This is a genomic window from Olsenella sp. SW781, assembly GCF_012027725.1.
GTDB lineage: Bacteria > Actinomycetota > Coriobacteriia > Coriobacteriales > Atopobiaceae > Thermophilibacter.
The window spans coordinates 58,703-72,449 of sequence record NZ_SJOU01000004.1 but is presented as its reverse complement, the minus strand read 5'-3'; the positions used below and the strand labels follow the sequence as shown (position 1 = coordinate 72,449).

10 protein-coding genes are annotated in these 13,747 nt (G+C 60.3%); all 10 read left to right on the top strand.

The genetic code is table 11. The features are described 5' to 3' along the window. Nucleotides 1–133 precede the first annotated feature (133 nt). The 10 genes from E0L17_RS03360 (at nt 134) to E0L17_RS03315 (ending at nt 13,747) form a co-directional block, all read left to right on the top strand. Complete coding sequence (locus tag E0L17_RS03360; RefSeq protein ID WP_167929844.1) at nt 134–562, top strand: helix-turn-helix domain-containing protein; 429 nt, start codon at nt 134–136, stop codon at nt 560–562. Continuing rightward, a complete protein-coding gene (locus E0L17_RS03355) occupies nt 555–1,832 on the top strand; it encodes a PBSX family phage terminase large subunit (RefSeq protein ID WP_167929843.1) in 1,278 nt (425 codons plus the stop codon). The genes E0L17_RS03360 and E0L17_RS03355 overlap by 8 nt, the downstream gene beginning before the upstream one ends. 939 nt (nt 1,833–2,771) lie before the next feature. Then, nucleotides 2,772–4,238, top strand: a complete 1,467-nt coding sequence (locus tag E0L17_RS03350) for a hypothetical protein (RefSeq protein WP_167929842.1) — start codon at nt 2,772–2,774, stop codon at nt 4,236–4,238. Between the two features lie 1,222 nt (nt 4,239–5,460). Then, nucleotides 5,461–6,747 carry an MFS transporter gene (locus E0L17_RS03345; protein WP_117798973.1) on the top strand — a complete coding sequence of 429 codons (1,287 nt, stop codon included), beginning with the start codon at nt 5,461–5,463 and terminating at the stop codon, nt 6,745–6,747. 261 nt (nt 6,748–7,008) lie between these two features. Then, entirely contained in the window at nt 7,009–8,478 is a 1,470-nt protein-coding gene (abc-f, locus tag E0L17_RS03340) for a ribosomal protection-like ABC-F family protein (protein ID WP_117734620.1), read from the top strand. Between the two features lie 135 nt (nt 8,479–8,613). Then, nucleotides 8,614–8,775, top strand: coding sequence for a hypothetical protein (locus tag E0L17_RS03335; protein ID WP_167929841.1), 162 nt, complete (start codon nt 8,614–8,616; stop codon nt 8,773–8,775). A gap of 186 nt (nt 8,776–8,961) precedes the next feature. Then, nucleotides 8,962–10,356, top strand: a complete 1,395-nt coding sequence (locus E0L17_RS03330; protein WP_167929840.1) for an Eco57I restriction-modification methylase domain-containing protein — start codon at nt 8,962–8,964, stop codon at nt 10,354–10,356. Next, a complete protein-coding gene (locus E0L17_RS03325) occupies nt 10,353–11,306 on the top strand; it encodes a BsuBI/PstI family type II restriction endonuclease (protein WP_167929839.1) in 954 nt (317 codons plus the stop codon). Before E0L17_RS03330 ends, E0L17_RS03325 begins: the two co-directional genes overlap by 4 nt. Before the next feature lie 6 nt (nt 11,307–11,312). After that, nucleotides 11,313–13,106 (top strand): hypothetical protein, encoded by a 1,794-nt coding sequence (locus tag E0L17_RS03320; RefSeq protein ID WP_167929838.1) that lies wholly within the window; start codon nt 11,313–11,315, stop codon nt 13,104–13,106. A 92-nt stretch (nt 13,107–13,198) separates the two neighbouring features. Continuing rightward, nucleotides 13,199–13,747 carry a hypothetical protein gene (locus tag E0L17_RS03315; RefSeq protein ID WP_206108988.1) on the top strand — a complete coding sequence of 183 codons (549 nt, stop codon included), beginning with the start codon at nt 13,199–13,201 and terminating at the stop codon, nt 13,745–13,747.

Genomic DNA, 13,747 nt, shown 5'->3' with positions numbered 1-13,747 from the left:
ATAGAATACGGGGGAAGGCGGAGCACGCCCCGACGGAAAACGACGGGACACGGCTCCGCCTTTTCCATGCCTTTGTGACGTGACGTGAGAATCCACCGTGAGAGAACCAACGAGTTTCACGGGGGTGATACGCATGGCAAGGCGTCCGAAGCTGACGCAGGAGATGATTGACGAGGCGATCCGCCTCAAGGCGGACGGCCTTTCCAACGGCGACATCGTCTGCGCCCTGGGGATCCACGAGTCCACCTTCTACCGCTGGATCGGCGAGCCCAAGACGAAGCTGCAGCGCGAGTTAAGCGAGGGACTAAAAAAGGAGGAGTCGGCGTTCAAGCGGACGCTGCTCACGACCATCCGCTCGGCGGCCCTGGCGAGGAACCAGTACTGGACGGCCGCGGCGTGGCTGCTCGAGCGCAAGTACCCCGACGAGTTCGGCAAGGCGGAGCGCCAGCGCGACGACGCGAGGGCCGACGCCGCGCCGAAGATCGTGCTCGGCGTGGTTGCGCAGCCGGTGCAGCAGACCCTGCCGCTGGACGGGCTCGGCGAGGGCGGCCCGAATGGTTGACGCCTCCTCGCTCGTCATCCCGCGCTTCCACGACGTGCTCGGCGACGTCATGGCGCACGGCCACACGCACTACTGGCTCCACGGCGGGCGCGGCTCCACCAAGTCGAGCTTCATCAGCGTGTGCATCGTCCTTCTCCTTCTGCTCCACCCGGAGGCGAACGCGGTGGTGGTGAGGCGGTTCTCGAACACGCTGCGCGACTCGGTGTTCTCGCAGATGACGTGGGCGATCGCGGCGCTGGGGCTCGACGCGTGGTTCCGGGCGCGCATCTCGCCGATGGAGCTGACCTACCTGCCGACCGGGCAGCGCATCGTGTTCAGGGGAGCCGACGACCCGCTGAAGCTCAAGGGCGTGAAGTTCGCGCGCGGCTACGCGGCGGTGATCTGGTTCGAGGAGCTCGACCAGTTCGACGGGATAGACGCGGTGCGCTCGATCCTGAACTCGCTGCGGCGCGGCGGCGACGACTTCTGGATCTTCTACTCGTACAACCCGCCGCGCACGCTCTGGAGCTGGGTGAACCGCGAGGAGCTGGAGCGGGAGCGGCGGGCGGACACGCTGGTGCGGCAGAGCTCGTACCTCGACGTCGTCGAGAGCCACCCGGAGTGGCTCGGCGCGCCCTTCATCGAGGAAGCGGAGTACCTGCGAAGCGTGGACGAGCGGGCGTGGCGCAGCGAGTACCTGGGCGAGGTGACAGGGACGGGCGGCTCTGTGTTCAACAACGTGGTGGCCACGCGGCTCTCCGACGCGCGGGTGCGGGGCTTCTCGCGCACGCGCTGCGGGGTGGACTGGGGCTGGTTCCCCGACCCGTGGCGCTTCGTGCGCTGCGGCTGGGAGCCCGGCGAGCGCAGGCTCACGATCTTCGGCGAGCTCTCGGCGAACCGCAAGACGCCAGCGGAGACGGCGGCGCTGGTGACGGGCGCGCTCACCTACGCGGACGAGCCCGGCGAGGACGCCTACCTCCACGACGAGCTCATCTGGTGCGACGACACGCCGGACGGCAAGCAGTCGATGGCCGTGTGGAGGCGCGAGGCAGGGCTTCGCGTGCGGCCGGCGAGGAAGTCGAACATGCGGCGGCTCTCCTACGAGTGGCTTGCGGGGCTGCGCGAGATCTGCATCGACCCGGAGCGGGCGCCGCTCGCCTACGAGGAGTTCCGGCTCAAGGAGTACGGCCGCGACCGCGACGGGACGTGGCTGGACGACATCCCGGATGGCAACGACCACAGCATCGACGCGGTGAGATACGCGATGATGGACGACGTGCTGAGGGGGTAGGCCCGCGGGCGTCCTTCTCGGCAGCTTAATTAGCGGAAGGGCGAGAGCAGCGATCTGCGTGAGCGCCGATTGGCGCCGTGTGGAACCTTCGGCATGAAAACGGGAAGGCCCGCCGCCCGCATGGCGTGTTTTCCACAGGGGCCTCTCGGCGCGTTCTTCTCCGCATGAAACGCTTTGAAACGGACGGCAACGAAACGCGCGGACGCGCCGGTTGGTTATCAACATATTCTCGAACGAATGTGCAAAAGCGCTGGCTGACGTGCATGGATGGTTCGTTCTTCTCGTTCTTCTCGCCCTGCGGAGCAAGACCCCGAAGGGGGCTTGCGGAGCCCGCGGAAAGACCGCGGAGGGAGCGCGAGCGACCGTAGCGGGCTTGGAGCGGTGCGGAGGGTGACTGCGTAGCAGGCACCCGTAGCTGCGGAGGCAGACCGCTTGCGGGCTGCCGGAGCTACGGAGTTAGACAGACCATGCCGCCGAGGGTCTGCGGCGGGTGCGGACATGCCTTGCGGCGGCGTGGGCTGGCTAACGGAGTGCGGAACGCGACGGCTTGCCGGCGCGTGGAGCTGGAGCGCCGACTTTGGCGGCGCGACGGACGAGCGACCTTGGGCGCGAGGAGCCTGCTTATGCAGCCCGCATAAGCAGGAACATGAGTGCCTTTACCTGCAATAGTAGAGGTAGCGGCCATACGACGGGGCTTTTGCGCGCGTGCATATGCACCTGTGGGAAGAGCGGTATAGGCGTGGACGCGGTAGACGGGAAGAGCAGAAGCATAAGCGCGGGCACGAATAGAGGCGCTGGCGGCAAAGATGGCATGGCAGAGAGCGGCGGCTATAGGGGCACGGCCTTCTCGCGTGTCCGCACGGACTGCGGTATGGGCGGGAGTTTGGGACGGGCGGGTAGGCTGGGGCGCATTGAACGGCATGATGCGGGAGGTGCGCTGTGGAGGGTCTGGATCGCGAGTACTGGGTGCCGGAGCACGTGAGGGAGTGGCTGAGGTCGCTGGGGTTCACGCTGCCGCTGGAGGACATGGAGCCGCACATCAGGGCTTGGGATGGCTGGATGCGGGCGCTCGGGGACTTCTACGACTACCGCGACACCGACGGCGTGGGGCGGGTGTACGAGGTGCACCGGCGCTCGATCCACCCGGCGATGCGGGTGTGCCGGGAGTGGGGATCGCTCCTCCTGAACGACAAGACGCAGGTGGCGTGCGAGGCGCAGGAGTGCACGAACTGGCTCGCCTCGTTCTTCTCGCGGACGGGTTTTCTCGCCAGCGCGCAGGAGTGCGTGGTGCGCGCCTTCGGCCTGGGGACGGGCGCGTGGGCGCTCTGGGTCGATGCGGGATCTCGCGAGGTGCGCGTGAGGCGCTACGACGCGCGCATGGTGATCCCGCTCACGTGGGACGAGGAGGGCGTGACGGAGTGCGCGTTCGTGACGCGGGCGTTCTGGCGGGGACGGGCTATCGACCAGGTGCAGCTGCATCTGAAGGGTTCGGACGGGGCGTCCTTCTCGCCTGCGAACTTCTCGCCCAGTGGAAGTGCGGCGTCGGGTTCTTATCGCCTATCGAATGATGGAGAGCAGGGTGGCTATCGGATCGTCACGGTGTGCTTCGATAAGGACGGGAACCGGGTGGAGCCCGAGGGCGTGTGCCCGGTGCACGAGACGGGCTCGGAGTGGCCAACCTTCTCGATAGTCAAGCCCGCCATCGACAACACGAGGGTGGACATGAGCCCCTACGGGCAGAGCGTGTTCGCGGACGCGGTGGACGCCATCCAGGCCGTGGACCTCTGCTACGACGCGATGATGAGCGAGATAGACAACGGGAAGATGAGGGTGTTCCTGTCGGACGTGATGTTCGACGTCGAGCGGGACGGCAAGGGCTCGCGCGTGGCCATCCCCTTCGGCAAGGCTGACTGTACGGTGTTCCGCAAGGTCATGAGCACGGAGGACACGATCCACGAGTTCGCGCCGACGCTCAGAACCGAGGCGCAGGAGCGGGCGCTGCGCGTCGCGCTGCAGACCCTCGGCGACCTGTGCGGGTTCGGGCTCAAGTACTTCGACATAGACGAGGGGTCGGGGTACGTGAAGACCGCCACGGAGGTGTCGGCCGACAACTCGGCGCTCATGCGCAACGTGCGCCGCCACGAGCACGCCCTGGAGGGCGCGATCGCGGGCATCTGCCGCGCGCTGCTCGCGGTGGAGCGGACGCTCGGTGCCGAGCTGCCCGACGAGGGCGGGATACGGGTGGCGTTCGACGACAGCATCATCTCGGACACGGCGAGCGACAAGCGGCAGGACATGGACGAGGTGGCAGCGGGGCTCATGCAGTCGTGGGAGTACCGGGCCAAGTGGTACGGCGAGGACGAGGAGACCGCCAGGGGCGTCGCGGGGGCGGGCGGCGCCCACTAGCGCGTGGCGCCTGCGGGCGCTGCGGCTGCGGCAGCGGCGCCGTATCGCCGGGAGGCCGGGCGAGTGCGCACGGGCTGCCTCCGACGGGCAGCGACGGGCGCGGGGGCGGCAGGGCGAGCGCCGGTTGCCCGGTGCCGCGCGGCGGGCGCGGCGCATGCCCCGGCCCCGGACAGGCCGGCGGCTGGGCGGCGCGCGACCGGTGGCACCGCATGCAAAGCGCAGGCGGTCCGCTTGCGGTCCGCCGAAGCGAGGCGAGGCCGCGCGCCGCCCTGACGCGGGCCGGATGCACCGACCCATGGGCGCCGCGATCGCCGTGCGGGTCGTGGGCCGTGCGCGAGCCCGGACGCCGCCGCGCTGGTCGCGGTCGGCCGCGTCATCGCAGCGCGCACCCGCCCAGCCTTCCGGGATGGCGGTCGCGAGCCCCCGGGTGGCGCCTGCGCCCCCGTGTGCCCTGCCGCCGGGCTGGGGTGACGGCACTGCCGGTAGCGGGCGGCCCGGCTTGGGCAGCAGCCCGCCTGCCGGAGCGCAGTGCGCCGCGCCGCGAGGGCGTGACGCGTGCCCAGCCGCGAAGGTGGGCTTTCGGCAGGCACCGGGCTGGCGCAGGCCGGGGCTTGCGCCGCTGCGAGGAAGCGACCCGCGGCACGTGCGCGTGTTCTCCTTGCATCAGGCGCCGCCACGGCGCAGCCGCGTATGCGCGCGGCGCGAGTGGCAGACCGCGCAGCGGGCTGACGCGAGCCGCGGCGCATTACGCGGCGGAGCCGTGGGGGCGCCGTGTGGTCGACCTCCCCGCGCACGGGACGCGGGGCGCTGCCGAGCCGTGCGCAAGACCCGGCCGGAGCCTGCCCGGTGCCGTATGCGTCGGCTTCCCGCGGGCTGGGCGCGTGGCACGCCCGAGCCGCGAGCGCACGGAGCGGAGGCGGGCGGGCTGCGGGCGGCCCTCGATGCGTAGCGGACGGCTGTGCCGGCGCCCCGGGGTGGCGGCAGAAAAATGCAGCCATAGATACAAAAGGAATCGAATGGCCAGAGAGGACTGCGCTTACCGATGGTCGATTCTTGACAGGCAAACTCAAGCCTCGTTAATATTACATGGTTTGCCAGACCGAATTAACAAAGGAGGGGTGTCGTGGTTGGTCTTTTCCGCACGTGGATGAGCGCCTAGAAAGCGGCGCTGTTGTGGCGTCGCGCTGTTTTTCTGCACGCCATTTCACGATTGGACATAACCATGATATTTGAAACCTCTCGGGGCAGGTCTGCTCTGCTGTGCCATTCATGGCAATTCAAGCTTTGTTTCGTATGGGGCGGCGAGCTCGTTTCGACATTGACGAGTTCGATTCTCCAAATGGGTCTTATTTGGCATCTCGCCCTCACGACAGGGTCGTCTTCTCTCCTCTCCTTAGCATCGCTGGCAGGCTTTCTGCCGATTGCTTTGTTCGGAATCCTTGCGGGCGCCGTTGTCGACAGACTGCCTTTGAAACGTGTCCTCATCGGCGCCGACCTCTTCATTGCCGCGGTGGGTGCCGCCTTGGCGATTGCCTCGTTGGCCGGCAGCTTACCTGCATGGCTAATTCTCATCACCCTGTTTCTCCGTGCAGTTGGTACTTCGTTCTACACGCCAGCCTCCCAATCTCTCACGCCCCATCTCGCCCCACCGGAGCATCTCGTTCGCCTATCGGGGGTGACTCAGGCGATTCAGTCCGGCGGATACATTCTTGGCGCCGCGCTTGCAGCAGTGATTTATCCCGTGGCGGGTATTACCGCTATGATTGTCCTCGACGTGCTGGGAGCGCTTTTCGCTTCTTTAGCCATCCTCGCCGCACAGATAGACGCAGGGAGCCTCGACGAAGCCGACCGCAGCTTGTCCTTTTCCAATAAGGTTCGAGAGCTCTTCTCTGAGATTTCGGACGGCTACAAGCTGATTAGGGGGTACAGGGGGCTGTTCGCCCTTCTTTGGTGCGGGTTCGTCTTCGCTTTCGCGTTCTCTCCGCTCGCGGCATTGTTCCCAATAATGACCTTGGGGCATTTTGGCGGTAGCACGGGGGATGCCGCTTTGGTGGAAATCCTTTTTTCTGCAGGCATGCTGGCTGGGTCCGGTATCTTGGCGGTTACGGGAGGGTTCCGCAATAGGTCGTTCACCATGGTCGCCGCGATTGCCGGCTTCGGCATTGCCGCAATCGTATCCGGATCGCTCGGCCCGTCATTGTTCGCTGCTTTCCTGCCGGTGAGCTTTCTTATGGGCGCATGCTCCCCGTTGTACGCGGGAACCCAGACTGCCCTTATGCAGGAGCAGATACCTCCTGAGTACCTAGGCCGCGTTTTCGGCCTCTACGGAACCATCATGGCTTGGGCCATGCCCATGGGCCTCGCAGCCCCCTCCGTTTTTGCGGATCTGCTTGGAGCTCCGTTATGGTTCGTCGGCTCTGGAGCGACCATGGTACTGCTTGCGATGGCTATGCTGCTTGCTCCGAGCGTCCGAAACGTGGGGAAAAGAGATACCGGGCAGATTCAATAGCCCAAGTATTCGAAAAAAAGAGGCAGCAGCCATCGGTTCAAGCGTCAGCCTTCAAGCCCTTGCGACGACGAGGTATTGCACTGACATCCCACATCGCGCTCCTTATTCGTCGCCAACTATCATTTTCGGATTTGCCGGCTTGCGCAAGGCCAAAACGCTCGCGCCGGCAATTGGGCAAAGGCGAAAAATCGACGTGAGCAATCTTTTTTGGCATGGCTGCGCTTCCAGTAAAACGCTAATACACAAAAGGCGGTTCAACCTATGGAACTCATAGTCAAAGCTAAAGACATCTTTTTGGAATATGCCGGCCGCGATATCCTAGATATCGAAGAGTTGGAAATCTACTCCTACGATCGCATCGGCTTGGTGGGAGACAATGGCGCAGGCAAAACCAGCCTGCTTAAAATTCTGAGCGGCAATCTTACCATTGCGGACGCCGACGTCAGGCGTTTCGGCAGCATTGCCCTCATCGGCCAACTCGATGAACTCGACCTTGATGCGGCTCAGGGCAGTGGTGAGATGCTCTCCCGTCTCAACGTCGCCGGAGTGGCGCAGGAGACGATGAGCGGCGGAGAGGAGACACGCGCCAAGATTGCCTCTGCGCTCTCCCAGCAGGCAAGCGCGATCTTTGCTGATGAGCCTACGAGCCACCTCGACCAAGACGGCATCAGTCTTCTCGTCGGACAACTCAAGGCATTTGATGGAGCCCTGCTCATTGTGAGCCATGACCGTTATTTTCTCGATCAGGTAGTGGACAAGATCTGGGAGCTCAAAGACGGCGGTATTTCCGAATTCTGGGGTGACTACTCCGACTATCTGCGACAGAAAGAAGAAGAGCGCAAAGTTCAGGCGGCTCGATACGAAGAGGCGATGCGCGAGCGCGAGCGCCTTGAAGCCGCCATCGAAAAACAACGGAAAAAAGCACGGCAGGTCGACGCCAAGCAGAAGGGCGCAAAGAAAAGCAACGAGAATGCAGGTCGATTGGGACATCAGAAAGCAACCGGCACCAAACAGAAGAGGATGTACCAGGCGGCTAAGAACATGGAGAAGCGCCTCGAAGCGCTCGAAGGGATTGAGGCCCCTGACAGCATTCGCACCGTGCGGTTCCGCCAGAGCAAGGCCCTGGAACTGCATAGTAAATTTCCCATCTCGGCAGACGATTTCAACTTGAGCTTCGGCAACTGCATGCTCTATGACCACGCGAAATTCGAGATACCGCTCGGTGCCAAAGTGGCCATCACCGGTGGCAACGGTACAGGAAAGACCAGCCTGCTGAAGGCAATCGCTCGACGCGCCGACGGTATCAACATCTCTCCCAAGGCAGAGATCGGTTACTTCGAGCAAACAGGCTACAAGTTCGACGCCCGTCAGTCTGCGATCTCGTTCATGCAGGATGGTTGCGAGTACAGCATGACCGAAATCCGAAGCATCCTCGCCTCTATGGGAATCGGACCGCGTGACCTGGCAAAGGACGTTGGCGTTCTCTCGGGAGGCGAAGTCATCAAGCTGCTGCTCGCGAAGATGCTGCTGGGCAGATACAACATCTTGCTCATGGACGAGCCTGGAAATTACCTGGACATCAAGAGCGCCGAAGCCCTCGAGCAGATGATGAGCGCCTATGCCGGAACGATAGTGTTCGTCTCCCACGATAAGAGGCTGGTCGAGAACGTCGCAGACATTATTTACGAAATAAAGGACACCAAGCTAGTCAAAATCTTTCAGCGCGAATAACCCTAAATGAGGCTCTTCGGGGGTTCGTGTGGGTCGACCCTCGGGTGAAAAGCAGCGTCCAGCAGCGACGGCGGCCACCGTGTATCGTTGTTTTCCGCCAAGAAAATTCATCGATGCGAGAGGTGGGCCGCCGCCGTGGACAGCAGTGTACTCAAGATCGCCCTCGGGCTCGGTGGCGCCGTCGTCGAGGGCGCCAGAATCGAGGGGGAATCCATAATCGTGTCCGCCAGGCCCCGCTGGCGGGCGCCCCGCTGCCCGGTCTGCGGGAGGCGCTGCGACGCCTACGACACGCTGTGAGTACAGATCAAGGCGGCGTTAGCCGCGCCAATTAATCTCTTGCCAAATTGAGGCAGATGATCCTCCGCTGCAATTGTCTGCTACTTCGCGAGAGAAGGTTTGATGTGCCGTAAAATATGGTCTTACAGATTTTTGAGAGGCTCATCGGCGGATCGAGCCGACTACGGCGTTTGGAGGACTTAGGGAATGATGTCGGCCTTGGAGTGCGCTGCTGCAGTTCGTATTGATTTAATCAACAATACGGATGAATGCAAGAGGAGCGCTTTTGCACAGCACCTTACCCCGCCTGAAACCGCCGAACTTGCCGTTTCCATGTTTTCCGATGGCCATGATGGCTCCCTTCGCTGCCTCGATCTCGGAGCAGGAAGTGGAATCTTGTCTGTTGCCGTATATGAGCGCTACGGTGAGTTAATTGATTATATCGACGTAGTCGAAAGTGATCCCGTGCTTGCTAGTGTCTGCCAAGATGAGCTTCGCCGATTAAATGTTACATTTAATCTTGTTGTCGGAGACGCTTTGCGTGCAACGCCCGCCAAACAGTATGACCGCGTTATCCTCAATCCACCTTACAAAAAGATGTCTGCCGGTGATCCACGCCAACAGTTTATGCCGTTTCGCTCCGCAAACCTCTATGTAGCTTTTGTTGCGATTGGGCTTACAAGGCTTTCCCCGGGGGGCGAGCTGATCGCCATTATTCCGAGATCCTGGATGAATGGGGGGTATTTCACCTCTTTCAGGCGTTTTATCCTGGAAGGCTACTCTATCGATTCGTTTCACATCTATGAATCGAGAACTAATGTCTTCGCTGAGACCGACGTTCTGCAAGAAACGATGATAGTCCGCATCTCCAACAATCGACAGCGTGAGACGGTGCACGTGGGCAGCTCGAACGGACGAGCCGATCAGGTGACCTGGAAGAGCTATCCAGCAAAAGACCTTATCGATTCGAATAGTCTGGTTATCAGGGTTGCTCCAGAATGCAATGGATCCGTGCAGTCCACAATATCCGCAGAAGGGCTCTGTCCTTCTACGGGTAAGGTCGTTGACTTTCGTAGCAGGGAAAGAATTTATTACGACCGTCCTAACGAAGAAGGTATCTATCCGCTGGTTTATGCGGGCAATTTTGCTGGCGGCGCAATCGAGCACCCACTAGATTTCGGAAAGCCTCAATGGTTCAGAGCCGATACGCAAACGACAATCAACCAACTTACACGCGAGGGTTTTTATGTTGTTGTGAAAAGATTTTCCTCTAAGGAGGAACGGAGAAGGGTCGTTGCGTATCCGCTGCATGTTCAAAGCCCGATTGGTATTGAGAACCACCTCAACTTTATCCATGCCGGAAAGCCGCGAAAAGTCGTCCCACTTTCCTCCATGGAGCTGGCTCAAGGTCTCGCGCTTTGGCTGAACTCAACTTTCATTGACAAATGGTTTCGGGATGTTAGTGGTTCAACCCAAGTGAACGCCGGCGATATAAAAGCGATGCCGTGCCCATCGCTTTCGGATTTGGAGCGAATAGGTGTTTACTGGCGTGCAGACCTCACTCAAGAAATGATTGACGCGATTTGCGAGGAGCTCAAATGAATCGAGATGCGATGATTGCGCAGGCGAGACAACTGCTTGAAGATTTGGGAATGGACTCGGAACGCTCCAATGAGCGGAGTGCCATTACCTTGCTTGCTCTCGCTCGGCTTGACGACACGATGTCATGGAGCGATGCTTCTGGGGAAATGTATACAACCAGGCAGCTCATGGATTGGATGCGAGATAAGCTCGGACAGAACTACGCGGCCAATACTCGGGAGACCATTAGGCGCTTTACCCTTCATCAGTTTATCGCGGGTGGGATTGTCCAAGAGAACGCTGATCGTCCCGACCGGCCGATTAACTCACCAAAATGGAATTACCGTCTCGTCCCCGATTTGGTGACGGTGATACGGGCTGTTGGGTCTGAAGGCTACCGCAACGCTCTCGAGGCTTTTCTGGAAGGCGTCAACACGTGGAAAGAGCAGCAAGAAGAGCTGCGGGAAATGAATAAAGTCCCGGTTATTCTACCTGGCGGAGTTGAGCTTACGTTATCTGCTGGGGGACAAAACATTCTTATCAAGTCGATGGTTGAAGAATTCTGCCCAAGATTTGCTCCCGGTGGCAGTGTCCTGTATATCGACGACACCGATCACACCCATAGAACAGAGCAGGAAAAGCTGATGAATTCCGTGGGCATCTCAATGCCAGAACGCGGGAAAGCCCCCGATCTGATTGTCTGGATGGAGGATAGAAAATGGCTTTTCCTCATGGAGGCTTGTTCCACTCATGGGCCCATCGACGTAATTCGAAAGCGTGAGTTGCTCGACTTGTTTGCCGAGAAACAGGGAGAGATAATCTTTGTCTCCTGCTTTCCCGATCGTGCTGTGATGAGGCAGTATCTCAAAGATCTTGCGTGGGAAACAGAGGCTTGGTGCGCATCCGATCCCGATCATATGATTCATCTCGATGGTGAGCGTTTTTTGGGGCCATACAAGCAAAGACAGTAGAGGAACTTGAGAGGGCTCTTGAAAGCGGACAATAAAAAGATTGGTGAGAGTGCGGTCAACCATCTCGAAATCCCCTTCAATGGGGTAACCAACGTGCTTACCCATTTTGCGAAAAACGATACGGGGGTATGCGTCGATGGGTTTATCGAGGTGTACAGCGGAACAGCCATGACAAAGGAATCTTTGCTCGGGGAAATCCCTGTACAGATTAAAGGGACAACCTCAAAGGTGGCTGGACGCGACGGCGTAAAACGAAAAGTGGACATCGTCGACTTAGAGAAGTATCTCGACGTTTATGCAGGAGTACTCTACTTCGTTGTCTTTATGGACAGCAAGCTCAGCCTCAAGGAAATCTATTACAAGCAGTATCTTCCGTTTGACATACGCAAAGCTTTGAAGGAAAGGAAGCACGCTGGGCAGAAGACCATTACGGACAAGTTCCGCCCTCTTCCCAAGGATCCCGTCCAGCTTCAAAGGCTTTGCATAGAGTTTGTGTCCGACTACCGCAAGCAGCGCGGCACCGACGTCGTGGGCTTTCTCACCCCCAGTGAAGCGAGAGACGAAGAAATTAAATTCGAGACCATCGAGTTCACCAAGACTCTCTACCCTGGAGAGATGCCCACATCCCTTAAACCCTTTGAAACCGGGGCGTATCTTTATGGCACGACATCTGCCGGAAAGCGATACGTTCTCGACAGAATCCCTCCCTTGGATTCAATCCAATCTAGCTCAACCCATGTAGTTAAAGCTGGAGACTTCGAATGCGAATGTCAGGTTGCGATCGGTGAAGACCGAAAGGGTGATTTTCTTAAGATTGGGGGGATTACCCTCAGGCTCGATGATGTCTGTACTTTCACTTACGACGATGTTGGCAGTTTTCGCGCCCGCCTGAGGGATGCGAAGCTATTCAAGGGTTTTGTTGAGTCTGGAGAAATCTATTTCGATGGGGAGTTTTTCGGTCGAAAAGATACGGTGAACAATGTAGATCACGACGAACTCGAGCGGCGTATTCACGCCTACGGGCGCATTGTTGGCCTCATGGAACGCCTAGGCGTTATCGCAGACTGGAACCCGGAAGATTTTGACCAGGCGGGAGAGCGTCGTCTCTCGCAGCTATACGCAGCCTTTGTTGAGGGCGTTCATGTTTCAGTGGGCGCTCAGAAAGAGAATCTGATCGTCTTTAATTGCGACATAGCCGGCACAAGAATCAAGGTTTTGGGGAAGCTCGACGAAAACGGAAGATACGAGCTTTATGACTTGACTTCTTCGTCGCTCATTTTCGCCACCTGTCTCGAAGGCCAAGAAAGGCTAGACGATGAGAACCCGATGCCGACGCTATTCAGCTTTACCGAGGAAGATTATCGGCTGCTTGCAAACATAACGAGAGGGAAACTCATTGAAAGCCTATCTCGCTCACCCATTAAGACGGGCAATGCTGACTTCATAAACAATAAACTACTTGAGATGCTGAACGCCTACGACAAGGGAGCGGTCTGCTCAGACGAGTTGCTGAGCTGCTGTGACACTGTTACAAAGACGCTGTTTGAACTTGATCCGCACTCTGAGGTGTATGCAATCAACAGGGCCCAAACGCTTTACAGAATGCACAAGCTCGATGCGGAGTGGCTGGGCCGAATCAGAGCGCTCGAGGCTTCGACATCCAGCATCGAAGCGCGGGCGTCATACCGAATACTGCTAGGCGAGGCAGTTTTAGCTCAGTCCTGCATCGAGCTTCTTGATGATGCTGCCCGAGCTAGATTCGCAACCTGGCCAATCTATAACCTTCTTCAGAAAGCATAGTGGCGGAACGCCTCCTTGTGACACCCAAATAGCCTGTACCCATCTGATGGGTGCGGGCTTTTTTGTTGCCCGCCTTATGGAAAGGACGGGTCATGGATGGCTTGCAGGACGAGGCGAGGCAGGTCGACGAGGGCGCGGCGCAGCAGGCGCAGGGCGCTTCGGCGCAGGTGAGCGGCGAGGGCGCTGCTGGCGGCGGCGCGGGCGGCGAGAAGGCTGCCGCCGCTGCGGACGAGGGCGTCGCCCGGGCGCGCGCGGACTACGAGGCGGCGCTCGCGGAGCGCGACGCCAAGATAGCCGAGCTCGAGGGCGAGATCGCGGAGGCCGCGAAGACGGCCGAGGCGGCCGAGAGGCTGCGCGCGGAGATGGACGAGCTGCGTCGCAAGGGCGACGAGGAGCGCGTGGGCTTCGAGCTGCAGATCGCCGGGACGCGCAACGTCAAGGCGGCGCGGGCGCTTCTTTCTGATTACGACAACGACATAGAAAAGCTCAAGGCGGCTGAGCCGTGGCTCTTCGGCGCGGGGGTAGCCGCCCCGGCGCGGGCGGGCGCGACGGGGCTGCCGAACGCGGGCGCGGCCACCGACGAGGGCGCGCGGATGAGGCGCTGGCGCAGGATCGCCGGCATCGACGACGAGGAGGAATAG

Excerpts from the sequence above, each read along its gene's own strand:
- E0L17_RS03360 (WP_167929844.1), top strand. The coding sequence starts at position 134 with ATGGCAAGGCGTCCGAAGCTGACGCAGGAGATGATTGACGAGGCGATC.
- E0L17_RS03345 (WP_117798973.1), top strand. The coding sequence starts at position 5,461 with ATGATATTTGAAACCTCTCGGGGCAGGTCTGCTCTGCTGTGCCATTCA.
- E0L17_RS03355 (WP_167929843.1), top strand. The coding sequence starts at position 555 with ATGGTTGACGCCTCCTCGCTCGTCATCCCGCGCTTCCACGACGTGCTC.
- E0L17_RS03330 (WP_167929840.1), top strand. The coding sequence starts at position 8,962 with ATGATGTCGGCCTTGGAGTGCGCTGCTGCAGTTCGTATTGATTTAATC.
- E0L17_RS03315 (WP_206108988.1), top strand. The coding sequence starts at position 13,199 with ATGGATGGCTTGCAGGACGAGGCGAGGCAGGTCGACGAGGGCGCGGCG.
- abc-f (WP_117734620.1), top strand. The coding sequence starts at position 7,009 with ATGGAACTCATAGTCAAAGCTAAAGACATCTTTTTGGAATATGCCGGC.
- E0L17_RS03325 (WP_167929839.1), top strand. The coding sequence starts at position 10,353 with ATGAATCGAGATGCGATGATTGCGCAGGCGAGACAACTGCTTGAAGAT.